The 21,032-nt window shown below is 67.1% G+C and carries 21 protein-coding genes and 3 tRNA genes; 8 read left to right on the forward strand and 16 right to left on the reverse strand.

The features are described from left to right. Positions 1-329 precede the first annotated feature (329 nt). A complete protein-coding gene (locus HLH28_RS02050; RefSeq protein ID WP_182953639.1) occupies positions 330-1,118 on the reverse strand; it encodes a HalD/BesD family halogenase in 789 nt (262 codons plus the stop codon). Positions 1,119-1,211: 93 nt separating this feature from the next. Between HLH28_RS02050 and HLH28_RS02055 the strand changes: the two genes are divergently transcribed. Continuing rightward, the gene (locus HLH28_RS02055) at positions 1,212-2,111 is read left to right on the forward strand and encodes a LysR substrate-binding domain-containing protein (protein ID WP_220789879.1); all 900 of its coding nucleotides are present in this window, start codon (positions 1,212-1,214) and stop codon (positions 2,109-2,111) included. A 220-nt stretch (positions 2,112-2,331) separates the two neighbouring features. Here the strand turns inward: HLH28_RS02055 and HLH28_RS02060 are convergent. The 6 genes from HLH28_RS02060 to HLH28_RS02085 form a co-directional block, all read right to left on the reverse strand. Continuing rightward, positions 2,332-2,408 (reverse strand) — tRNA-Arg (locus tag HLH28_RS02060). Positions 2,409-2,439: 31 nt separating this feature from the next. After that, positions 2,440-2,745, reverse strand: a complete 306-nt coding sequence (locus tag HLH28_RS02065) for an ETC complex I subunit (RefSeq protein ID WP_182953641.1) — start codon at positions 2,743-2,745, stop codon at positions 2,440-2,442. 23 nt (positions 2,746-2,768) lie between these two features. Further along, positions 2,769-2,845: transfer RNA gene (locus tag HLH28_RS02070), tRNA-Pro, on the reverse strand. A 60-nt stretch (positions 2,846-2,905) separates the two neighbouring features. Next, the gene (locus HLH28_RS02075) at positions 2,906-3,838 is read right to left on the reverse strand and encodes an N-acetylmuramic acid 6-phosphate etherase (protein ID WP_182953643.1); all 933 of its coding nucleotides are present in this window, start codon (positions 3,836-3,838) and stop codon (positions 2,906-2,908) included. Between the two features lie 19 nt (positions 3,839-3,857). After that, on the reverse strand, positions 3,858-4,340 hold the full coding sequence (gene gpt / locus HLH28_RS02080) for a xanthine phosphoribosyltransferase (protein ID WP_182953646.1): 483 nt from the start codon (positions 4,338-4,340) through the stop codon (positions 3,858-3,860). Next, positions 4,340-4,705, reverse strand: a complete 366-nt coding sequence (locus tag HLH28_RS02085) for a tRNA-binding protein (RefSeq protein WP_182953647.1) — start codon at positions 4,703-4,705, stop codon at positions 4,340-4,342. Before HLH28_RS02085 ends, gpt begins: the two co-directional genes overlap by 1 nt. A 118-nt stretch (positions 4,706-4,823) precedes the next feature. Between HLH28_RS02085 and HLH28_RS02090 the strand changes: the two genes are divergently transcribed. Then, the gene (locus tag HLH28_RS02090) at positions 4,824-6,107 is read left to right on the forward strand and encodes an MFS transporter (protein WP_182953899.1); all 1,284 of its coding nucleotides are present in this window, start codon (positions 4,824-4,826) and stop codon (positions 6,105-6,107) included. Between the two features lie 80 nt (positions 6,108-6,187). On the opposite strand, the gene HLH28_RS02095 is transcribed toward HLH28_RS02090, so the two are convergent. Continuing rightward, a tRNA-Asn gene (locus HLH28_RS02095) sits at positions 6,188-6,263 on the reverse strand. 157 nt (positions 6,264-6,420) lie between these two features. Between HLH28_RS02095 and HLH28_RS02100 the strand changes: the two genes are divergently transcribed. Then, positions 6,421-7,515: an ABC transporter substrate-binding protein gene (locus HLH28_RS02100; protein WP_182953648.1), complete on the forward strand. Its 1,095-nt coding sequence runs from the start codon at positions 6,421-6,423 to the stop codon at positions 7,513-7,515. 120 nt (positions 7,516-7,635) lie between these two features. Here HLH28_RS02100 and HLH28_RS02105 read toward each other — a convergent pair whose 3' ends face one another. The 6 genes from HLH28_RS02105 to pncA form a co-directional block, all read right to left on the reverse strand. After that, the gene (locus tag HLH28_RS02105; RefSeq protein ID WP_182953651.1) at positions 7,636-8,535 is read right to left on the reverse strand and encodes an aromatic ring-hydroxylating oxygenase subunit alpha; all 900 of its coding nucleotides are present in this window, start codon (positions 8,533-8,535) and stop codon (positions 7,636-7,638) included. A gap of 9 nt (positions 8,536-8,544) precedes the next feature. Then, positions 8,545-9,483, reverse strand: a complete 939-nt coding sequence (locus HLH28_RS02110) for an ABC transporter permease (protein ID WP_182953653.1) — start codon at positions 9,481-9,483, stop codon at positions 8,545-8,547. Next, a complete protein-coding gene (locus tag HLH28_RS02115) occupies positions 9,480-10,535 on the reverse strand; it encodes an ABC transporter permease (RefSeq protein WP_182953656.1) in 1,056 nt (351 codons plus the stop codon). Before HLH28_RS02115 ends, HLH28_RS02110 begins: the two co-directional genes overlap by 4 nt. Continuing rightward, positions 10,535-12,055 carry an ABC transporter ATP-binding protein gene (locus HLH28_RS02120; protein ID WP_246395616.1) on the reverse strand — a complete coding sequence of 507 codons (1,521 nt, stop codon included), beginning with the start codon at positions 12,053-12,055 and terminating at the stop codon, positions 10,535-10,537. Before HLH28_RS02120 ends, HLH28_RS02115 begins: the two co-directional genes overlap by 1 nt. 61 nt (positions 12,056-12,116) lie before the next feature. Further along, entirely contained in the window at positions 12,117-13,247 is a 1,131-nt protein-coding gene (locus tag HLH28_RS02125; RefSeq protein WP_182953660.1) for a BMP family ABC transporter substrate-binding protein, read from the reverse strand. A gap of 60 nt (positions 13,248-13,307) precedes the next feature. Then, positions 13,308-13,913, reverse strand: a complete 606-nt coding sequence (gene pncA, locus HLH28_RS02130) for a bifunctional nicotinamidase/pyrazinamidase (RefSeq protein WP_182953662.1) — start codon at positions 13,911-13,913, stop codon at positions 13,308-13,310. Positions 13,914-14,028: 115 nt separating this feature from the next. On the opposite strand from pncA, the gene HLH28_RS02135 reads away from it, so the two are divergent. The 5 genes from HLH28_RS02135 (at position 14,029) to HLH28_RS02155 (ending at position 17,328) form a co-directional block, all read left to right on the forward strand. Beyond that, positions 14,029-14,760, forward strand: a complete 732-nt coding sequence (locus HLH28_RS02135) for a Rieske (2Fe-2S) protein (protein ID WP_246395585.1) — start codon at positions 14,029-14,031, stop codon at positions 14,758-14,760. Continuing rightward, positions 14,757-15,416 (forward strand): glutathione S-transferase family protein, encoded by a 660-nt coding sequence (locus HLH28_RS02140; RefSeq protein ID WP_246395586.1) that lies wholly within the window; start codon positions 14,757-14,759, stop codon positions 15,414-15,416. Before HLH28_RS02135 ends, HLH28_RS02140 begins: the two co-directional genes overlap by 4 nt. 284 nt (positions 15,417-15,700) lie before the next feature. Continuing rightward, positions 15,701-16,117, forward strand: a complete 417-nt coding sequence (locus HLH28_RS02145) for a cupin domain-containing protein (RefSeq protein ID WP_246395617.1) — start codon at positions 15,701-15,703, stop codon at positions 16,115-16,117. A 144-nt stretch (positions 16,118-16,261) separates the two neighbouring features. Next, the gene (locus HLH28_RS02150) at positions 16,262-16,813 is read left to right on the forward strand and encodes a VOC family protein (protein WP_182953906.1); all 552 of its coding nucleotides are present in this window, start codon (positions 16,262-16,264) and stop codon (positions 16,811-16,813) included. Between the two features lie 41 nt (positions 16,814-16,854). Further along, complete coding sequence (locus tag HLH28_RS02155) at positions 16,855-17,328, forward strand: cupin domain-containing protein (RefSeq protein WP_246395618.1); 474 nt, start codon at positions 16,855-16,857, stop codon at positions 17,326-17,328. Positions 17,329-17,399: 71 nt separating this feature from the next. Here the strand turns inward: HLH28_RS02155 and HLH28_RS02160 are convergent, their stop codons facing one another. Both HLH28_RS02160 and ligA read right to left on the reverse strand, forming a co-directional pair. Beyond that, positions 17,400-18,746 carry a CNNM domain-containing protein gene (locus HLH28_RS02160; RefSeq protein ID WP_182953669.1) on the reverse strand — a complete coding sequence of 449 codons (1,347 nt, stop codon included), beginning with the start codon at positions 18,744-18,746 and terminating at the stop codon, positions 17,400-17,402. 164 nt (positions 18,747-18,910) lie between these two features. Then, positions 18,911-21,025: an NAD-dependent DNA ligase LigA gene (ligA, locus tag HLH28_RS02165; RefSeq protein ID WP_182953671.1), complete on the reverse strand. Its 2,115-nt coding sequence runs from the start codon at positions 21,023-21,025 to the stop codon at positions 18,911-18,913. Between the last annotated feature and the right edge of the window lie 7 nt (positions 21,026-21,032).

Below are 21,032 nucleotides of genomic sequence, written 5' to 3' on the forward strand. Positions count from 1 at the left end.
ATCTTCCATACGAAAAAATGTTCAGAAATGGAAGAAAAATATTCGTAAAATTTGGCGATAGTAAGGTTTGTGATGGAATTTGTATTCAAAAAACTCAGATAAATTTGATTTAAATGGTTCTGCAATCACTTGATTTCGGATTATTCTATATTGTATAGATAATTTGTTTACACTAATACGAAATTTTATTCATAATTTCGTCCAAGAGGTAAGAAAGTATTCAGAATGTGAAAAAATATGGTCCGTGACAGTTGAATGCCGGCATGTGCCGCGCCCGCCGGAAGGGGCGAGCCGGCCGGCCGGCCGGCTGCGCCCCCGGTCAGGTTCGGCTACCTCGACCGGCCGTAGAAGCCGAGGCGCTCTTCCGGGCTGAACGTCACGCCGGGCCGTTCGTAGTATGAAAACACCGCTATCATGCGGTCGCGGCGGCCCCTGACCGTGGTGACGCGGTGCGCCGTATTCTTGCCGCGGAAGACGTTGAGCGTGCCCGGCCGTACCTTCATGATCCGGGCCTGTTCGTCGTGACCCGCCAGAAGGCGGGCAACCCCGTCATAGTTCGGATCGTCATCCGAGCGTAGATCGGTCCGATATTCGAATTCGCCGCCCTGTTCGGCTGCCTGCAGCAGCAGCGTCGTGGTGAATTCGGAGCGGTCGAAATGCCAGTTCAGCGCCTCGCCCTGCCGATAGGACATGACGTTGGCGCGCGCCAGCGGGTCTTCCATGGCGTACAGCCGCGGCTTGTCCATCGTTGCCGCCAGGAAGCGGATCAGCGGTTCGTACTCATAGACCGCCAGTATAAGGCTGTCCGGAAACTGGTCGGCACAGACGGTATGGTTGATCGTCTCCACCTTTTGCAAGGCGGGGTGATCGGCGGCAAGGCCGGGAAGGTCCGGCTTGAAATAGATATTGTGCCAGCGCCTGTGCTCATGCGATCGCGATGCCATGATCGGACGTATTTCGGCCACCGCCTTTTCTGCGACGCCCGGTCGCAGGAAGCCTTCGAGATTGAACATGCCGTCCCGGGCCAGTTCGGCCCTGGATTTTTCCACAAGTGCGGACCATGCGCCGGAATTTTCGCGGTCAAGCGGGTAGCGGTCGAGGTCGATGAGATCCTTCATGGTGTGCTCCTCCTTGCGGCAGCAAGAGGGCGCCAATTAAATCTTTTCCTCAACCGGCCAAATTGTTAGGTCTTCGAAAGAAAATATTTCGGAATGACCATGAAGAAATTGCCGCCGCTGAACGCGATGAAGGCTTTCGAGGTCGCCGCCCGCAGCGGCAGCTTTACGCTTGCCGCTGGTGAACTGGGGGTCTCCTCCGCCGCGGTGAGCCAGCATGTGCGTAACCTGGAAGCCTATTTCGGCAAGCAACTCTTTCTACGTAACGGCAACCGCATCACGATGACGGATGCCGGCCATGCGATCTATCCGCAGACGTCGCGCGCGCTGGACGACATCGCGGCCGTGACAAGCCGGATTCTGGAAGGCGAGCTACGTCCAAGGCTTGTCGTCAGCGTGCCTTTTTCGCTCGCCGAAGCCTGGCTGGTGCCGCGGCTTTCCGGTCTGGTCGACCGCGACCCGCGAATCGCAATCGACATCCGTGTGGAGGACGATCCGATCGACCTTGCTCGGCATGATATCGACCTGCGCGTCAGCTATGGCGATTATCATTATCCCGGTCTCAAGGTCATGCGCCTGGTACATGACGAGGTGACGCCGGTGTGCTCGCCCGAGTTCTGGCACCGCCATGTGCCCCCCGGCGGGAATCTGGGTGATTTCCACCCGAGCGCCTTCATCCATACGCATTGGGGTCCGACCTACGCATCGCACCCCACCTGGTCGGACTGGTTTCGGCATGCGGGGATGGGCCTGCGGCCGGATCCGGCGCATGGACGGCGCGTCGGCTTGTCCAGCCTGGCGATCTCGGCAGCGCGGTCGGGGCTGGGTATTGCGCTTGCCCAGCGTGCGCTTGCCCGCCCCGACCTGGAGGCGGGGCGGCTGATCTCGCTCTCGTCAGTTTCGCTGAAGCTCGGGCACGCCTATTGCGCTTTCCTGCCATCGGCCAAGCCCGTGCGCGACGAGATCGAGGTTCTGCTGGCGTTGTTGCAGGCGTAGGGGGCGACAGGGGATTATCGACGTCTACTTGCCTCGCGCGACGTCAGTGGCCGTCAGTGGGATGGCGGTGTGGGAACGGCATGGCGCGGCACCCACCAGTGCTATCGTTCGCCTGGCGTCGTCGCGGAAAAGCGAACGTGTACGTATGCAAAACAACCGAACGGGTTATGCAAACCGATTTGCAAACCTGCAAACTTCTCGTCGGCTAACCCATTGATATTGGCGCGCCCTGCTGGATTCGAACCAGCGACCCACAGCTTAGAAGGCTGTTGCTCTATCCGACTGAGCTAAGGGCGCGCGGGGCCGGGATCCCTATGCCGGAACCCGGTCAGTGCGTCCAGTTCTGGACCCGGTCGTACCGGAAATTGTCGGCATAGACCTTGGGCTTGCGGACGCGTGCGATGGGCAGTTCCAGGTCGTACGGCACCGCGTGGCGGTCGGCGTAGGCGATGGCGGCATCGCGGTCGGGGAAGCGCAGGCGGATCTGCGACCGGGTGTCCCGGCTTCCGGTCCAGCCCATCAGCGGATCCTGCTGCCGGGGCTGCGTCTGGCCGTATTCCAGGATCCAGTCGTGCGTGTTCGCCTGGCCGGATTGCGTGGCGGTCTTCGCTTCCTTGTAGATTCGGGCCCGCATGGAATGAAACTCCTTCTTCCCGCTGGTCGGGGCGCCCGGACTCGAACCGGGGGCCTCGTGTACCCAAAACACGCGCGCTACCAGGCTGCGCCACGCCCCGAACCTGCGGGGAAGCTATGAGTCCTTGCGCACTCTGGCAAGCGCCCGCGTGAAAATTTCGTCACACGCCAGCGGTGCCCGCCGTCACGGAACGGAGAGCCGCCCGCAGCACTCCGTCATGGCGCGCCAGGGTGGACGCGGCATCGTCCGGCGTCAGGCCGTGCACCACCAGGATCGCGGGCTTGACGCGCCCGTCGGTGCCCGCCAGGGCAGACGCGGCTGCCTCCGCGGTGCAGCCGGTCAGGTCCCGCACCATGCGCACGGCGCGGTGGCGCAGCTTTTCGTTGCGGGCGCGCATGTCGACCATGCGGCCGGCATGGACGCGGCCCAGCCCCACCATCATCGCGGTCGACAGCAGGTTCAGCACGATCTTCTGCGATGTGCCGGCCTTCATGCGCGTCGATCCCGCGATCGCTTCCGCGCCGGTTTCGAGCAGGATCGGATGGGTGGCGCTGTCCAGAAGGGCGGACCCGGCGCTGTTGGCCACCCCGATCGTCAGCGCGCCGACATCGTTCGCCGTCCGGACGCAGGCCAGGGTGTACGGGGTGCGTCCGCTGGCGGCCAGGGCGATCAGGACGTCATTCGGTCCGACCCCCGCCGCCTGCATGTCGTGCCGCGCGCTGTCGGTATCGTCCTCGGCGTTCTCGACGGCCTCGGTCAGCGCGCGGGGGCCGCCGGCGATCAGCAGGATCGTCCGGCTGGCCGGCCAGTCGAATGTCGGTTCCAGCTCCGCGCCGTCCTGCGCGGCCAGCCGTCCCGAGCTGCCGGCACCGGCATAGACCAGGCGGCCGCCGGCGCGCAGGCGGGGCAGGGCGGCCTCGACCGCCGTCGCGATGGCGGACAGGGCCGGCCGGATGGCCGCCACCGCCGTCATCTGTCCTTCCCACAGCGACGCGACCTGCACCGGGACGGGCCAGGTGTCGAGGTCGGCGGTCGCCGGGCTGAAGGCCTCGGTCGCCGGGATGGCGGTGGGGGGCGGGGGGGCGCTGGTCATGACGGCGTGCGGCTCCGTGTCAGCTCGCGGTCTCGGACTTGCGGGCCAGTGGCGGAATGAACAGCGGAGCGGTGTCCCACGGGAACAGCACCCAGGTCGCCTGCGGGACCTCGACGACGAACATGTCGGTCAGCGGCTTGCCCGACGGCTTGGCGTACAGGCAGGCGAACAGCGCCTTGGGCAGCAATTGCCGGACGATCTGCGCGGTGACCCCGGAATCGACCAGGTCGTCGATGATCAGGAACCCCTCACCGTCGCCGGCAGCGGTCGGCGCCTTGACGACCTGCGGCTTGCCCTGATGCTCCTCGTCATAGGTGACCACCGACACCGTTTCGATCAGGCGGCAGTCGATTTCACGCGCGATGATCGCTGCGGGAATCAGGCCGCCGCGCGTGACGGCGACGATGCCCTTGAACGGGCCGCGGGGGATCAGGGTCTCGGCCAGCAGGCGGGCGTCGCGGTGAAGCTGGTCCCAGGTGACGGTTGCGTAGGTAGTGGCCATCAGAACAGCTTTCCTCCGTCTGGCACGGTTTGGTCGGGTCTAATCAGGACGACGTCGCCCCTGTCGTCGGGCATGCCCAGGGTCAGCACCTCGCTGCGGAAGGGGCCGATCTGCCGTGGCGGGAAATTGACCACGGCGCAGACCTGGCGGCCGATCAGCAGCTCGGGCGTGTAATGGGTCGTGATCTGCGCGGACGAGCGTTTCACGCCGATCCGGGGGCCAAAATCGATCCACAACTGGTAGGCCGGCTTGCGCGCCGCGGGAAACGGCCTGGCGTCCACCACGGTACCGACGCGGATGTCCAAACGCGCGAACGTCTCGATATCCGTGAGGGGAGGCAGGCTGGACGGGTCGATGTCTGTCATTGGATGGTTTTGCCCGCGCGGCGACCGTTTTGCAAACGGACGTTAGCGGTTCCGTGACCAGGAATTCGTCATGCATGCGGGTGGAAAAGGTGCGGCGGACCGCTATTGTCGCCACATCATGAACGCTCATTCCGAAACGCGATCCGTACCAGGCGACCAGGCCGACGATCCGCTGCCTTCACGCTCCTCCCGGCCCCTCGATCATCCGGGTTTCGTCGTCTTCCTGACGGCGCGAACCCTGTCCTCGTTCTCGTCGCAGGTCCAGGCCGTGGCGGTCGGCTGGCAGATCTACATGCTGACGCACACTGCGCGGTCGCTTGCCTGGGTCGGCCTGGCGCAGTTCCTGCCAATGTTCTGCCTGACGCTGATCGCGGGCCATGTGGCGGACCATTTCAACCGGCGCATGATCGTCGCCACCTGCCAGGGGCTGGAGGCCTGCGGCGCGCTGCTGATGGCGGTCGGATCGTTCGGCCACTGGCTGACGCCGCCGATGATCTACATGATGGTCGCCCTGTTCGGCACCGCCCGCGCGTTCGAGATGCCCAGCCAGCAGACATTCCTGCCCGCCCTGGTGCCGCCGTCTGTCTTTCCGCGGGCTGCCGCGCTGTCGTCCTCGCTGTTCCAGGTGGCCTCCATCATGGGGCCGTCGATGGGGGGGCTGTTATATGGAATCGGGGCCGGGTTCTGTTACGCCACCTGCACCGCGGGGTTTGGCCTGGCCATGATGGGGACGCTGGCCATGAAGCTGGAGGCACCGGCGCGGGTGCGGCGTCCGATGACCCTGGCGACGGTGCTGGGGGGACTGCATTTCATCCGCGCGCAGCCCGAGATGCTGGGCGCGATCTCGCTGGACCTGTTCGCGGTCCTGCTGGGGGGGGCGACGGCGATGCTGCCGCTCTATGCCAACGATATCCTGCATGCCGGCCCGATCGGCCTTGGATTGCTGCGGATGTCGCCGGCCGTGGGTGCGCTGGTCTGTGCCCTGGCCTTTGCGCGCTGGCCGCTGAATCGCAATGCAGGAATGTGGATGTTCGTCGCGGTGGCGATTTTCGGGGTCGCGACGATCGGTTTCGGCCTGTCGGATTCGATGCCGCTGTCGATTCTGGCGCTGGCGATCCTGGGGGGCGCCGACGTCGTCAGCGTGGTGGTGCGCGGCGCACTGGTGCAGTTGCGCACGCCCGACGAGATGCGCGGACGGGTCTCGGCGGTGAACATGCTGTTCATCGGGTCGTCGAACCAGCTGGGCGAGTTCGAGAGCGGCATGCTGGCCAGCCTGATCGGCCCGGTGGAGGCCGTGGTGCTGGGCGGTGTCGGAACGATTGCCGTGACCCTGCTGTGGATGCGGCTGTTCCCCGGCCTGCGGCGTCTGGACCGGCTGGACGATATCCGGCCGGCGCAATAGCGCGTGGGTCGTCGGCTTCGGCCGGCGCCCGCGGCGCGCTCGATGGACCGGCCCATGCTGTATGATGCAAGGAAAAAGGGTGGCTCCCGAAGTAGGACTCGAACCTACGACCCAGCGATTAACAGTCGCTTGCTCTACCAACTGAGCTATTCGGGATCAGCGCCGGGGCACCGTATAGCGGAGGTCCGGTTTGGACGTAAACCCCCTTCCGGATGTTTTTTTTGACGGGTAGGAGAGCCCTCATCCGACATAGGGTACGTCTTCGCACGGGGGCGTCTGGCGGGTGAGACAACGAGTGGAATGGGGCGGCGGCATGGGCGAAGGCAGCGGGCGATCCGGACGGCTGGTGCTGCATCGTCGCACGGTGATCGCGGGGGCGGGCGTGGGGGTGGCACTGACGGCCGGGCTGGTGATCCGCAACCAGATCCGGCACCCGCCGACCTATTACAAGGCACGGCCGGACGGCCGGTTTCGGCGGCTGGTCCTGTCCTGGCCGACGTCCAACACGCTGGTGTTCGTGGTTGCGCGGGCGCGCTTCTTCGACCGCTATAACCTGGACGTCGTGCCGATCGAGGGCGCGCGTACCGGGCGGGGCACCGTCGCCGACCTGCGCGGCGGGCGCTGCGTCGGTGCCGTCGCGCCGCTTCTGACGTGGCTGGACCTGTTCCGCGAGGGCGGTCTTCAGGCACGGATCGTCGCCGGCATACAATCGGGGGCGTTCAGGCTGCTGCTGCGCCGGGGGGTAAAGGTCACGCGCCTGGACAATGTCGCGGGCCTGCGAATCGCCGTGACCGACCAGGACATGGCGGATCGGCTGTTCTTTTCGGTGATGATGCGGCGCAAGGGCATCGACCCCGAGGGCGGGGTGCATTGGGTGATCGTGCCGCCGGACCAGGTCCTGGACGCCGCCCGGGCGGGCGAGATCGACGCGGTGGCCGCGCATGACCCGCTGGCGTGGCAGCTGCTGCGCGGCGCGGACTCGCCGTTTTCGGAACTGGCGAACAGCACGACCGGCCATTATGGGGAGCGCACGAACCTGGCACTCGGCCTGTCGGACGCCTTCCTGCAATCCGACCCGGCGGCTGCGGTCGCGCTGGTGATGGCGTTGCGCGCGGCATCGGACTGGATCAGGGCACAGCCGGACCAGGTGGCAACCCTGCTGGCCGGGCAGATTGCTGGCATGGGGGCGGACGAACTGCGTGCGATGCTGCGGCACGAGACGCTGGGCATCAGTCCGGTCGGGGCCGATCTGCGCGTGCAGGTGGCGCAATATGTCGATGAAATGAAGCTGCTGGGCCGGATGCCCGACACCGTCGGCTCGTCGGCCTATGCCCGCAAGATCTGTTTCAACGTCCTGCAGGCCGAGGCGCCGGGCCAGTATTGGTCGCTGCCGGTCGGACCAACCTGAGAGAGAAAATGGTCCGGCATGCGCCCTGTTGGGGATCCGATGCGTCGCATGTCAGACCAGCCTCTGTCGCCCTGGATCCGGAGCAGACCGGTTTCCGGAGGCCGGCGGCCTTTGGCGGTTTCAGGGCAGCGCCCTGAGGCTTGCCGCCGTGTGGACCGCGCCGTAGCGCACCTGTTTTTCCTTCAGCCAACGCCGATAGGCGACCGACAGGGAGTCGGCGCGGGTCGGGATTTCCGCGCGTGGGTCCAGCGGCAGCAGGCGGGGGCGCTGGTTTTCCAGGATGATGCGGTCCTGCAGGAAGATACGTTGCTGGAACTGGATCAATTCCGCCTGGGGGGATGAATCGTCGATCAGGAACATGACCGGATGGGCCCGGCAGCGATCCGGCGCGGTTGGCTGGATGAACAGGGCGATCACGTCGGGACGCACGGGATCGTTCGGGCAGGATTTGTACAGCAGGGTCACGAACGGCGACGCGACACGGTAGATGTACTGCGCCTCGACCCCGGTGTGGGAGGAATGCGCGGCCTGTGGCTGATGGAAGCGGCAGTCGGTCGCCCAGACTTCGTCCACGTCGCGGCGGATTTCGGTATGATAGCGGGAGACTTCGGTCTCGGGCTCGGCCCCCAGGATGCCGGTATGGACGAAGGGAAAATGCGCGAGGTCGAGGAAATTCTCGACCACCCGCAAGCCCGAGGCATGGACCTCGACCGATCCGCAGCAGACCAGCCGGCGGTCGGGTTCATCGGCGTCGGGGATCGATACCGGGGCGGCGGGCGGCGTGCCCAGGCTGGTCCACAGGCAGCCATGCCGTTCGGCGACCGGCAGCGGGTCAGTGCGTCCGGCGCCCCGTACCGCGATCGCCCCGTTCCGATGACGCCGGACCGTCAGGTCGACGCCCAGCAGGCGCGTGCGCATGCCGGTGGGGCCGAGGCTGTCCAGGAAGCCGATGGCGTGCCAGCAATTCAGCACCGCGCGGTCGTCGGGATCGGCGCGGTCGGAGTGGCGGGTATCGGTCATGCATTTCCCCTATCTGATGTCACGGTGGTAGGGGACGCCCAGCGCCGCGGGCGCGGCCATGACGCGGCGTATCCGGTGCCAGACGACGACCGGGACGATGATGAAGGCGATGGTGCCCAGATAGGGCAGCATGTTCAGGATTGCGGGGGCGATCGGCCAGTTCCGGGCCTGCCCGACGAAGGACAGCGCGGTGATCAGGCCGAACAGCAGGCCGGACAGCGTGGCGGCGAACGGGCGGTAGCCGGCGAAGATCACCAGCGCCAGCGCAATCCAGCCGCGCCCGGCGATCAACCCTTCGGACCAGACGGGCACGTAGGTCAGGGTCAGGTAGCCGCCGGCCGCTCCCGCCAGGCCCGCGCCCAGCGTGACGTACCAGAACCGCATGGACGTGACGGCAATGCCCGCCGCGTCGGCCGCCGCCGGGTTTTCGCCCACCGCGCGCATGTTCAGCCCATGGCGCGTATGGAACATCACCCAGTGCGCCGCCGCCGGCAGCACCAGATAGATCAGATAGACCAGCAGGTTCTGCGCGAAGACCGCCGGCCCGACGATCGGCAGTGCCGACAGGATCGGGATTGCCACATGGCCGAAGGTGGCGGGCGAGGGCATGCCGGCATAATCGTGCCCGATGGTCGCCGACAGACCCAGCCCCATGAAGGTGACGGCCAGTCCGCACAGCACCTGGTTGGCGCGCATGATGACGGCGGCGCAGGCGAAGACCATGCCGCCCGCCGCCCCCGCTACTGTGGCGGCCAGCAGGCCCAGCCAGGGATTGGGGGTCGCGACGACGGTGATGATGGCGACGACCGCGCCCAGGGACATCAGACCCTCGACACCCAGGTTGGTGACGCCGACCCGTTCGGCCAGGACCTCGCCCAGCGCGGCCAGCGCCAGCACGCCGCCTGCCAGCACGGCGGTGGCCAGCATGCCGGTCAACAGCGCGATCATGGTGCGGCCTCCTTGCTTGTGGAGACGGGACGGTAATGGGCCAGTTCGTCGCCGATGGAGATCATGAACAGGACCAGGCCGGTAATGGCCAGGACCGTGGATGCCGTCAGTTGCTGGGTTTGCAGCACGATGCCGGAATCGAGGATGAAGGCCATCAGCAGCGCCGCCGGCAGCACGTTCAGGCATGACCCGCGCGCCAGGACCGCCACCACGATGCCGAAATAGCCGAAATTATTGGCAATGCCGCCTTGCAGGCGATGGACGGTGCCCGCGACCTCGGACACGCCGGCCAGGGCGGCCAGCGCGCCCGACAGCAGCATGACCGCCACGATGCGCGCCCGCACCGGTATTCCGGCGTAGCGCGCGGCCTCGGGATTCGCGCCGCTGATCCGGACCTCATAGCCCCAGCGGGTGCGGTCCAGCGTCGCTGCCAGGATCGCCACCACCGCCAGAGCCAGCGGGAAGCCCCAATGGACGACGCCCCAGAGGTCGGGGATGGCGACCGGCAGCCGCGCGGTCGACGCCAGGGCGCCGGTCACGCGGTCATGCCATGGTCCGACCGCCAAGTATGATGTCAGCAGCGCCGCGACGAAATTGAGCAGCAGGGTGGTGATGATCTCGTTCACGCTGGCATAGGCCCGGGCCAGGGTCGGGACCAGGATCCACGCCATGCCGCACAGCACGCCGCAGAATGTCATCAGCGGCAGGACCAGCAGGGCTGGCCCATGCACGAACAGGCCGATCCCGGCGGCGCCGATCGCCCCGGCGTAGAACTGGCCCTCCGCGCCGATGTTCCAGATGCCGATCCGGCTGGTGACGGTGACGGCGGCACCCGTCAGCATCAGCGGCGTCATGAACAGGGCCAGATCCTCCAGCCCGAAGCGCGACCCGACGGTGGAGCGCACGACCAGTTCGGCCAGCAGCGCCGGGTCGCGTCCCGACAGGGCCAGGAACAGGGTGGTCAGCAGCAGCGCCGCGATGACGGCGCCCGCCCGCCATATCAGCAGGCGCGTCGGGGAAACCGAGGGCAGGCGCTGGACGATGCGGGCCATCAGGTCGTCCCCCCTGTATGCGCGGCGGTGCGGCCGCCCATCAGCAGGCCGATGGTTTCCATGTCCGCCGTCGCGGCGTCGATCGTGGCCATCAGGCGGCCCTGGAACAGGATCCCGATCCGGTCGGCCACGTTCAGCAGTTCCTCCAGATCCTCCGACACCAGGACGATGGCGACGCCCCGGTCGCGCAGGTCGGTCAGGTAGCCCAGGACGGTCGCGATCGCCCCGATATCCAGCCCCCGGCTGGGGTAGGCGGCGACCAGGATCCGATCGGCGATCCGGATCTCGCGCCGGGCGACCAGGCGTTGCTGGTTGCCGCCGGACAGGTTGCGGATCGGCATGGCGTAATCGGGAATGCGGACGGCGGCCGCGTCGGCGATCTGGCGCGCCAGGGCCTGCGCCGCGCGGGGGGCATAGCCGCCGCGCCCGCCGATCGGCGGGCGATCATATTCACGCAGCGCCATGTTGTCGGCGATGTCCAGCGACGGGGCCAGACCGCTGCGGAGCCGGTCCTCGGGGATGTGACCGATGCCGGCGCGCGCGAAATGCGCGGGGTCGGGCGTCGCGACCGGGACGCCGTCCAGCAGGATGTCGCCGGCGTCGGGGGCCAGCAGGCCCGTCAGCACCTGCGTCAGTTCGCGCTGGCCGTTTCCCGCGACGCCGGCGATGCCCAGGATTTCCCCGCCGTGCAGGTCCAGCGTCACGTCACGCAGGGTTTCGATCCCCCGTTCGTCGCGGGTGGTGACGTGGCGCAGGCCCAGGGCCGGCCGGGCCGCCACCGGGGCGGCGCCGGGCGGACGGGCGCGCAGGTCGCGGCGGACGATGTCGCGCCCCACCATGGTCCGGGCCAGCATCGCGGGCGTGCAGTCAGCCGTCGCGAAGGTGCCGATCTTGCGGCCGCCGCGCAGGATGCTGATCCGGTCCGAGATGTCCATGACCTCGTCCAGCTTGTGACTGATGAGGATGACGGCGTTGCCCTGGGCGCGGAAAACCTGCAGGGCGCGGAACAGGTCGCGCGCCTCGGTGGGCGTCAGGACCGCCGTGGGCTCGTCCAGGATCAGCAGCCGGGCCTGGCGCGCCAGCACGCGCAGGATTTCGACCCGCTGCTGTTCGCCCGCCGACAGATCGGCGATCCGGGCGTCGGGCCGGACGGCGAAGCCGAACCGTTCGGACAGGGCGCGGGTGCGGGCCTCCAGCACGCGGGTCGAGGCCCGGGGGGGCGTGTCGCGCCAGCCCAGATGGATATTTTCGGCCACAGTGAAGGCCTGCACCAGCTTGAAATGCTGATGCACCATGCCGATGCCGGCTCGGATCGCCTCCTGCGGCGAGGCCAGGCGTTGGGCGTAGCCGTCCAGCACGATCTCGCCCGCGTCGGGCTGATAAATGCCGGTGACGATGTTCATCAGCGTGGATTTGCCCGCGCCGTTTTCGCCCAGCAGGGCGTGGATCTCGCCCGGTCGGACGTCCAGGCTGACATCCGCGTTAGCGATCACGCCGGGGAAATATTTCGAGATCCCCATAAGCTGGAGGATCGGCGGCGTGCCGGGCGGCAGCGGCGGCGCTTCGCCGGAGGATGGTGCGTCAGTCAAGGCCGCTGACCCCTTCCACCGCCCAGTCCCATTGGTAGATATGGTCGTCGTCCATCGTGGCGCCGGCGGGCACCCTGACCCGCCCGGCGGCATCGCGGATCGGGCCCTGGAACGGGTTGTAGCCGCCCAGGATGCGCGCGCGCATGGCATCGGCCTGCCGTGCGATGTCGGGTGGCACGCTGCTACCCCATGTGTCGCGGTCCACGCCGTGGCCCAGCGGCAGGAAGCAGGGTGCCGCCCGCCAGGTGCCCGCCAGACGCCGGCGGACCTGTTCGACATAGAATGCCCGGAAATCGAGCATGACCGAGCTGACATAGGCGTCGGGGCCGTATTGCCGCATGTCGGTGTTCCACATCGCCGCCTTGATGCCGCGTTGCTGGGCCACGCGCAGATAGGCGGGTTCGTCCATGATGCCGCACAGGAAGTCGCACCCGTTTTCGGCCAGGGCGGTGCCCGCCTGCGTCGCCGCCTGCGGGTCGAACCAGGCGTTGATCGAGATGGCCTGCAAGCTCACCGCCGGATTGACCGCGCGCGCGCCCAGCAGCACCGCATTGGCCCCTGCATAGACCGAGGGAATCGGGAACGAGCCGACGAAGCCGATCCGGTTGGTCCGGGTCATCAGACCGGCCGCGATGCCGATGATGTAGCTGGCGTACCAATGGGTGATGTAATGCCAGCCCAGATTGCCGGTGACGGTGTGGCCGTCGCATTCCATGAAGGCGACTTCGGGCGCCCGGTCGGACACGTCGCGGATGAAATCGCCATAGTTCGAGGTCGCGATGACCATCTGCGCGCCCTCGGCGACGAACTGGCGGAAGATGCGCGTCGCGTCGGCGGAATAGGGGATGCTTTCGACATAGACGGTGCGCAGGCGCGGAAAGGCCTGCCGGACGGCCAGTACGCCCTGGTTATGCGCGGCGGTCCAGCCGCCGTCGGTGATCGGGCCGGTATGGCCGAAGGCGATCAGCGCGTCGGCCTCGGCCACCGGGGGCAGGAGGCGTGGCGCCGCTGTTGCCCGTAATGGCGCCGGGCGCAGCAGGGCGGACCCTGCCGCCCCGGCGGCCAGCCCCAGCATGCGGCGTCGCGGCGTCAGAAGCCGCCCCCGCGGCATCCGGCTGGTCATGCGCGATTCGGAACGATCATCTGTTCGTCTTCCCCCCGTTTGCACTGCGCGCCGGTCTGGTCAGGCCCCCGCCAGATCGCCGGCCCGTACGCGGTGGATGCCGTGCCCGCCCAATGTGCGCCAGGTGGCGTCGGGCGCGGGCGCGATCCCACGACAGGCATCTTCGATCACGAACGTATCGAAACCAAGGGCCTTTGCGTCGAGGGCGGTGAAGGCCACGCAATAATCCAGTGCCAGGCCGGCGATGAGGACGCGGCGTATTCCCATGCCCGATAGCCAGTATTCCAGACCGGTGCGGGTGACGCGGTCGTTGTCGAGAAAGGCGGAATAGCTGTCGACGTGCGGCGCGCGGCCCTTGCGGACGACCAGTCCGATCCGCGTCTGGTCCAGATCCGCCGCCAGATCCGCCCCGCGCGTGCCGGCGATGCAATGGTCCGGCCAGCTTCCGGCCGGGGCCGCGTTGCGGGGGTGGGTACTGGCGAAGGACGCGTGGCCGCGCGGATGCCAGTCCTGGCTGGCGGCCTGCTGGCCGAAGGGCAGGCGCGTCAGATGGTTGATGACCGGAATGACCGCGTCGCCGTCCGGCACCGCCAGCGGGCCGCGCGGCAGGAAATCGTTCTGCACGTCGATGATCAGAAGGGCGTCGTGACCGGTGATCTGGATCATTGTCGGCCTCGGTTGGATGGCGGCGATGGAACATTGCGGTGATGGAACAGGGATGGCACGGTTTTGGCCGCCGGGCTATCGGGAAGCAACCGACCGGCGTGGAGGGATGCGGGGCATGGCCGAACGGATGCGGCCGGCGCATGCGCGCGCGCCGGCAGGGGAGACCGCCGACGGTGCCGGTCATGGTGCCGGTCATGGGAATGGCTGGTACCCGCTGATGCTGTCGATGGATCTGGAAGAGGGGACAGTGGCTGGCTGCACGGTGCTGGGCCGCGACCTGGTCGTCTGGCGCGACGCCGGCGGGCAGGCGCATGTCTGGGACGACCGTTGCCCGCATCGGGGCATGCGGTTCAGCCTGGGGATCGTGCGCGCCGGCATGCTGGCGTGCCTGTATCATGGATGGCGGTTTGGTCCGGACGGGCGATGCGCCCATATTCCCGCCCATCCCGAATTGTCGCCCCCGCCGACATTGCGCGCTGATCCACTGACCGCGGCGGAGCGGGACGGGCTGGTCTGGGTGGCCTTGGGCGACGCGCCCGCGCATGGCCCCGCCACCGGCGTGTCGGCACCATGCGTACCCGTTCGGTCGCTGGCGGTGGATGCCCCGGCGCAGGAGGTGGCGCGGGCCATCGGCCTGCCGGCAGGCAGCCGGGCGGGCGGCCTGGACCGTGACATCGACGGGCTGGTGCTGGCGGCGGTGCTGCCGGTCGACCGGGCGCGCAGCATGCTGCATCTGCTGGTCATCAGGCCGGCGGGTGTCGGCACGGATCGGGATCGGCGAAGGCGGGTGGCGGTATGGGGGCAGGATCTGCGCGACCGGCTCGAAGGCGCGTGGGCGGCGGCATGACCGATCTCGTGCTGCCCGATCTTGTGCTGCACGACGACGTGTTGGACGAAAATTGCTATCGCGTCCGCCTGTTCCTGTCGCTGCTGGGACACCGGGCCCGGACGGTCGCGGTGAATGTCGTGCCGGGCGGCGCGCAGGACAGCCCGGCCTTCCGCGCCATCAGCCCGGCGGGAATACTGCCCGTCCTGCGGATCGCGGGCGTCGATGTCTGCGGCGCGGGGGCGGCGCTGCTGGTGCTGGCGCACGAGTCAGGAGGGCACGGGTCAGGGACGTGGCTGCCGCGCGATCCGGCCGGCTTCGCGGAGGTCGCGCACTGGCTGGCGTTCGCGGGTGGGCCGCTGACGGCTGCGGTGCGGGCGCGCCGGGTCTTCCTGTTCGGCGAACCGGGTGACCGCGACGGATTGCGTCGTCAGGGGGCAGCCGCCCTGCGGATCATGGAGGACCACCTGGCCCTGCGCTGGCTGGACGGCAGACCCTGGTTCGCGGGTGACGGCCCCACAGTGGCGGATGTCGCCCTGTTTCCGTCCTTCGCCCTCTGCCGGGACTGGGAAGTCGGGCATGAAGCCTTCCCCGCGCTGCGGCGCTGGATGCGCCGCATGCGCGCGCGACCCGGCTTCGTCACCATGCCCGGCATTCCCGATCCGGGCCTGTTCTGACCGGGGCGATCATGTCGTTTGCGGATATGTCCGCGATAGGGCAGGCGTGCCAGGGCACGTGGCCGGAATGCCGGTATTAAAAATCTTTTCATGCTGTAGAAGCAAATTTCTGGAGATCTGTCACCGAGGACTCCCCCACGCGCATGGCAGCCATAAGAAACCGCTCGCAGGTCTCATGCGTCAATGACGGGAGACCTGGTCCTGTCCACAGGGACGACGGACGCGCCGAACAGTAGCGGAGACATTCCATGCGCCTTCTGCCCGCCCTTGCAGCAACACTTCTGATGAGCAGCCCCCTTCTTGCCCATGCGGCCGGGCCGGACTCGCAGACCGCCTCGGGGCATGCCGATATCCTGGTCAAGAGCGACCATTCCTGGAACGGTGTCGCTTACCAGCATTATCCGGCCACGCCCCCGCAACTGACGGTCCTGCGTCTGACGATCCCGCCGCACACGGCACTGCCGTGGCATATTCATCCCGTTCCGAACGCGGGCTATGTCCTGGCGGGGCAATTGACGATTCAGGATCGCGCCACGGGTAAGGAGCAGACGTTCCATACCGGCGAAGCCTTCACCGAAAGCGTGAACGACCCCCATCGCGGTGTCTCGGGCAATGAACAGACCGTCCTGATCCTGACCTATTCCGGCACGAAAGGCACACCGACATCGGTGCCGCTGAAGGGAGAGAAAACGGAATACTGACGTCGGGACAGTGACGTATGGAGGGACGATTCGAGAAAATATACGAATATCAAATCATATTTTCAAACGTCATCTCGGTCGGCGACAATCGGAACCACCCATCGTCCGGTTCGTTGTTTTCGGACATGGAGTGTGGAGATAAGCATGGAAGATTCCAATGATCGTTCCGGCCTGCCGCGCGGCATAGACCATGTCGGCGTGACGGTTTCCGACATCGATGCAGCCATTCGGTTTCTCGAGCGGGCTTTCGGTGCCGTGCCGCTGTACCGCAACGTCACGCCCGACCATCCGCAGAAAGGGCCGGAAACGGAAAAGACGCTCGGCCTCGCCGAGGGGACGGTCGTGCGTGAAATGTGCATGGTGGCCCTGGGGACCGGACCTTGCATCGAACTCTTTGAAATGCACGGACCGGACCAGCGTCCTGCCGTGCGTCCGTGCGATTTCGGCGTCCAGCATTTCGCCGTCTATGTCGATGACATCGAGGCAGGCTGCAGGCGTTTCACCGCGGCTGGCGGCACGTTGCTGACCCAGCCGCAGAAGCAGCCTTCGCTCGAGGAAGGACCCGGAAATTTTTTCTGTTATGGGCAGGCGCCATGGGGAATGATCATTGAATTGCTGGCTACGCCCAGTCGCGAACATTTCGATGCGGTGTCGCCCGAGAAACGCTATCAGCCGCCGCCGAGGCAGGCAGGATGATACGTATCGCCATTCTTGCCGGGTTCGTTTCGTCTGCCTGGATGATCGGACCTGCCCGCGCGGACACTCCTCCGCCACGTCCGACGATGTGGTACTGGCATAACTGGACGGATCATGCGGGCGTCAGCCACATGACGAAATGTCCGGTTCGTGACTTTGATCTCAAGACCATGTCGAAACCTGCCGGTCCCCAATGGCAGGACAGGATGAAGAACGAGCACGGCCAGGTGATCTTTACCGTGCAACCGGCGCACTGGAACGGCGCGTGGCATCCCGATCCGAAGGTACAGTGGATCATACCGCTCAGTGGCGCGTGGTATGTCACGGCCATGGACGGCCACAAGGTTGTCATGGGACCGGGAGACGTGTCTGTGGGTGAAGACCAGCTCAGCCGGAAGGATCAGCAGGGCCATGTCGGGCACGATGCCGGAAATGTCGGTGACGGACCGGCGGAATTGATGGTCATTCAGACGGATGAAACGCCCACGACCGACCGGCCTTGCCGATTCAGGTAGACAGACACGGTTCCCACTCCTGTGATTTCCGAAATGCCGAGGGCGCGGCGCGCTCGACCGCGGTACGGCGTTTATGGCTGATCGGCGTCCGGGCGGCGGGGGCGGCGGGTGACCAGGAGCTGGTTGATGCGGAATCCTTCGACGTCGACGACTTCGAACAGGAAATGCGCGGCTTCGACCCGGTCGGCCTTGCGGGCCATGCGGCGCAGGCGATGCATGACGAAACCGCCGATCGTATCGAAGTTATGGCCGTCGGCGAGGGCGGCGATGCCCAGTTCGCGGGTCACGTCGCCGATGGGCGCGGCGCCGTCGATCAGCCATGAATTTTCATCCCGGCGGACGATCGCCTGTTCCTCGAACGGGTTGGCCAGCCCGTCCATCAGCGCGCCCATGATATCCTTGAACGTGATCAGCCCGACGACCAGCCCGTATTCGTTGACGATCAAGGCGAAGCCCGCGCCATGGGTGTCGAACTGCGCCAGCGTGTCCCACAGATTGAGCGTATCGGGCAGGGACAGCACGTCGCGGCGCATGCGGTAGATCTGGCCCGACGCCGGCAGGCTGGTGCCGGCGGGCTCGGTCACCGGCCCGTCCTCGACCACCGCGGCCAGCACGTCCTCGGCCCGGATCGAGCCGATGACGTTGTCCAGCCCGCCATCGCAGAGCGGATAGCGCGAATAGGGGCGGACGCGGACCTTGTCGCGCTGGATTTCGGCGCTTTCCTGTACGTCGAGGAACACGATCTCGTCCCGCGGGGTCATGGCTGAGGTGACAGAACGATCCTGCAGGCCCAGCACGTTCTGGATCATCTGGTGTTCCTGCTCCAGCAGGATGCCCGATGCCGTGCCGGCCGCCAGGATCGCGCGCAGGTCCTCGGGCGTCACGGGATCAACCGCCGATGCCGCCGGGATCTTCAGCGCGCGGAGGATGACGTCCGAGATCTTGGAGAAGATCCAGACCGACGGATAGAGCACGCGTAGCGCCAGCGCGGGGAACCAGCCGATGGCCAGGGCCACGCGGTCCGGCGCGTTCATCGCGATCCGCTTGGGCAGCAGGTCGGCGAACAGCACGAACAGGCCCGTCACCACCAGGAACGAGACGGTGGAGGCGATATGCCCGGCCAGAGCCTCCTCGAGGCCGAACGATTGCAGGATCTGGGCCAGCGGCGGCGTGATCAGTTCGCTGCTGATGACGCCGCCCAGCACGCCGACCGCGTTCAGGCAGATCTGCAGGACGGTCATCACCTGGCCGCTGTTGCGGCGTAGGCGCAGGAAATTGACCGCGCGGGCGTCGCCGGCCTCGGCACGGGTACGCAGCCGGACCTCGCGTGCCGCCGCGAACGAGATTTCCGAGAGCGAGATCAGGATGCTGACGGCGATCAGCAGGACGATGGCGACCAGGCCGCCCAGCAGGATCACGACCGGCCCCCCCGGACGGCGCCATGCCGCGTCGCGGGCAAGAGGGCAGGACGGGACGGGAGGGGGGGACGGACGGTCCCGGTGATGGAATGGGGCATGCGGTGCGCAGCGTAGCGCATCTTTCGTCTCCGCCGCCAGCCACGGCAGGGTTGCCGCGCGGCCTGCTATACCGGCGGCAGGCCCGCCAGTTCGCGCCACCCGGCCTCGTCCAGCGTGTCGATGCCCAGTTCCGCCGCCTTGCGCGCCTTGGAACCCGCATCGGTGCCCAGCACGACCAGGTCCGTCTTCTTCGACACGCTGTCGGTCACGCGCGCGCCCAGGCGTTCGGCCACTGCCTTGGCTTCGGGGCGGGACATGGTCACAAGCGTGCCGGTGAAGACGATGGTCCGGCCGGACAGGGTGCCCTCGGCCGGGGCCTGCTCGTCCTCGATGGTCGTCAGCATGGCCGTCAGGTCGTGCAGGGTGGCGATATTGTGATCTTCCAGGAAGAAGGCCGCCAGTTCGTCGGCAATGGCCGACCCGATCCCGGTGATCGATCCCAGCGCCAGCCGTTCGTCAGATCCCACCGTCGTGGCGCGCCGCATCTGCTCGAACCAGTTGGCATACGATCCATAATGCCGCGCCAGCAGCCGTGCGTTGCTGGCACCGATCCGGCGGATACCCAGCGCGTAGATGAAGCGCGCCAGCCCGATCGTCTGCCGGGTCCGGATCGCCGCCGTCAGGTTGCGCGCGGACAGCGGACCCCAGCCTTCGCGCCGGGCGATGTCGCCCTCATGGCCGGGCAGGCGGAAAATGTCCGCCGGTGTCTGCAGCAAGCCGTCGGCATGGAATTCGGTGATGGTGCGTTCGCCCAGCCCGTCGATGTCGAAGGCGTCGCGCGACACGAAATGGATCAGCCGTTCCACCACCTGCGCCGGGCAGGTCAGGCCGCCGGTGCAGCGCCAGACGACCTCGCCCGGCGGACGCTCGGCCCGGGAATGGCAGATGGGGCATTCGTGGGGGAAGACGAACGGTTCGCCACGGGGCGGGTCGCCGGCGACGGGCGGCACCACCCCCAGCACCTGCGGAATGACATCGCCCGCGCGTTGGATCTGTACCAGATCGCCCGGACGGACGTCCTTGCGGGCGATCTCGTCCTCGTTATGCAGGGTGGCGCGGGTGACGATGACGCCGCCGACATTCACCGGCTCCAGGGTCGCGACAGGCGTCAGGGCACCCGTGCGGCCGACCTGGATATCGATGCGAAGCAGGCGCGTGATCGCCTGTTCGGCGGGGAACTTCCATGCGATTGCCCAGCGCGGCGCACGACCGACGAAGCCCAGCCGGTCCTGCAGCGCCAGATCGTCGATCTTGTACACGATGCCGTCGATATCGTATTCGAGGCCCGAGCGTTCGCGGGCGATGTCGTCCATGAAGGATTCGGCGGCGGCCGCGCTCTCGACCAGGCGCGACAGCGGGTTGACCGCGAAACCCCACTGGCGCAGGCGCTCCAGATAGTTCCAGTGCGTGTCCGCGATCCGGCCGCTGGCGAATCCCTGCGCATAGGCGAACAGCGACAGCGGGCGGCGGGCGGTGATCGCCGGGTCCAGCTGGCGCAGCGACCCGGCCGCCGCATTGCGCGGGTTGGCGAACAGCTTCTGCCCAGCAGCAGCCTGGTCGGCGTTGATGGCCAGGAAGGCGGGTTTGGACAGGAAGACTTCGCCCCGGATCTCGATCAGCGCGGGGGCATCGCCCTTCAGCCGCAGCGGCAGGTCGCGCAAGGTCCGCAGATTGGCGGTGACGTCCTCGCCCTCGGTCCCGTCGCCCCGGGTGGTGCCACGGACGAAACGGCCGTTTTCATAGGTCAGGCTGATCGACAGGCCGTCGATCTTGGGTTCCGCGACGAAGCGCAATGCCTGGGTCCGGTCCTCGTCCAGGCCCAGGAAGCGGGCGGCGCGGGTGACGAAGGATTCGAAATCCGCGCGGTCGAACACGTTGTCCAGCGACAGCATGGGCACCAGGTGCCGGTGCCGTCCGAAGGCGGCCGCGGGGGCCGCGCCGATCCGCAGCGACGGGCTGTCGTCGCGGCGCAGGGAGGGGAAGAGGGCCTCGACCTCGGCATTGCGGCGGCGCAGCGCGTCGTACTGCGCGTCGGTGACCGCGGGGGCATCGTCCTCGTAATAGGCGCGGTCCAGGCGCCGGATCTCGTGGGCCAGGCGCTCCAGCTCGGCACGGGCCTGGTCCTCGGTCAGGGTGGCGGCATCCAGCGTGGCCGGATCCGGCGTGGTGGCGGGGGACATGGCGTTC

It is taken from the genome of Gluconacetobacter tumulisoli (genome assembly GCF_014174155.1).
GTDB classification, from domain to species: Bacteria; Pseudomonadota; Alphaproteobacteria; order Acetobacterales; family Acetobacteraceae; genus Gluconacetobacter; species Gluconacetobacter tumulisoli.

Coding starts and splice junctions, on each gene's coding strand:
- HLH28_RS02050 (WP_182953639.1), bottom strand. CDS start 1,118: ATGAAGGATCTCATCGACCTCGACCGCTACCCGCTTGACCGCGAAAAT.
- HLH28_RS02055 (WP_220789879.1), top strand. CDS start 1,212: ATGACCATGAAGAAATTGCCGCCGCTGAACGCGATGAAGGCTTTCGAG.
- HLH28_RS02065 (WP_182953641.1), bottom strand. CDS start 2,745: ATGCGGGCCCGAATCTACAAGGAAGCGAAGACCGCCACGCAATCCGGC.
- HLH28_RS02075 (WP_182953643.1), bottom strand. CDS start 3,838: ATGACCAGCGCCCCCCCGCCCCCCACCGCCATCCCGGCGACCGAGGCC.
- gpt (WP_182953646.1), bottom strand. CDS start 4,340: ATGGCCACTACCTACGCAACCGTCACCTGGGACCAGCTTCACCGCGAC.
- HLH28_RS02085 (WP_182953647.1), bottom strand. CDS start 4,705: ATGACAGACATCGACCCGTCCAGCCTGCCTCCCCTCACGGATATCGAG.
- HLH28_RS02090 (WP_182953899.1), top strand. CDS start 4,824: ATGAACGCTCATTCCGAAACGCGATCCGTACCAGGCGACCAGGCCGAC.
- HLH28_RS02100 (WP_182953648.1), top strand. CDS start 6,421: ATGGGCGAAGGCAGCGGGCGATCCGGACGGCTGGTGCTGCATCGTCGC.
- HLH28_RS02105 (WP_182953651.1), bottom strand. CDS start 8,535: ATGACCGATACCCGCCACTCCGACCGCGCCGATCCCGACGACCGCGCG.
- HLH28_RS02110 (WP_182953653.1), bottom strand. CDS start 9,483: ATGATCGCGCTGTTGACCGGCATGCTGGCCACCGCCGTGCTGGCAGGC.
- HLH28_RS02115 (WP_182953656.1), bottom strand. CDS start 10,535: ATGGCCCGCATCGTCCAGCGCCTGCCCTCGGTTTCCCCGACGCGCCTG.
- HLH28_RS02120 (WP_246395616.1), bottom strand. CDS start 12,055: ATGGGGATCTCGAAATATTTCCCCGGCGTGATCGCTAACGCGGATGTC.
- HLH28_RS02125 (WP_182953660.1), bottom strand. CDS start 13,247: ATGACCAGCCGGATGCCGCGGGGGCGGCTTCTGACGCCGCGACGCCGC.
- pncA (WP_182953662.1), bottom strand. CDS start 13,913: ATGATCCAGATCACCGGTCACGACGCCCTTCTGATCATCGACGTGCAG.
- HLH28_RS02135 (WP_246395585.1), top strand. CDS start 14,029: ATGGCCGAACGGATGCGGCCGGCGCATGCGCGCGCGCCGGCAGGGGAG.
- HLH28_RS02140 (WP_246395586.1), top strand. CDS start 14,757: ATGACCGATCTCGTGCTGCCCGATCTTGTGCTGCACGACGACGTGTTG.
- HLH28_RS02145 (WP_246395617.1), top strand. CDS start 15,701: ATGAGCAGCCCCCTTCTTGCCCATGCGGCCGGGCCGGACTCGCAGACC.
- HLH28_RS02150 (WP_182953906.1), top strand. CDS start 16,262: ATGGAAGATTCCAATGATCGTTCCGGCCTGCCGCGCGGCATAGACCAT.
- HLH28_RS02155 (WP_246395618.1), top strand. CDS start 16,855: ATGATCGGACCTGCCCGCGCGGACACTCCTCCGCCACGTCCGACGATG.
- ligA (WP_182953671.1), bottom strand. CDS start 21,025: ATGTCCCCCGCCACCACGCCGGATCCGGCCACGCTGGATGCCGCCACC.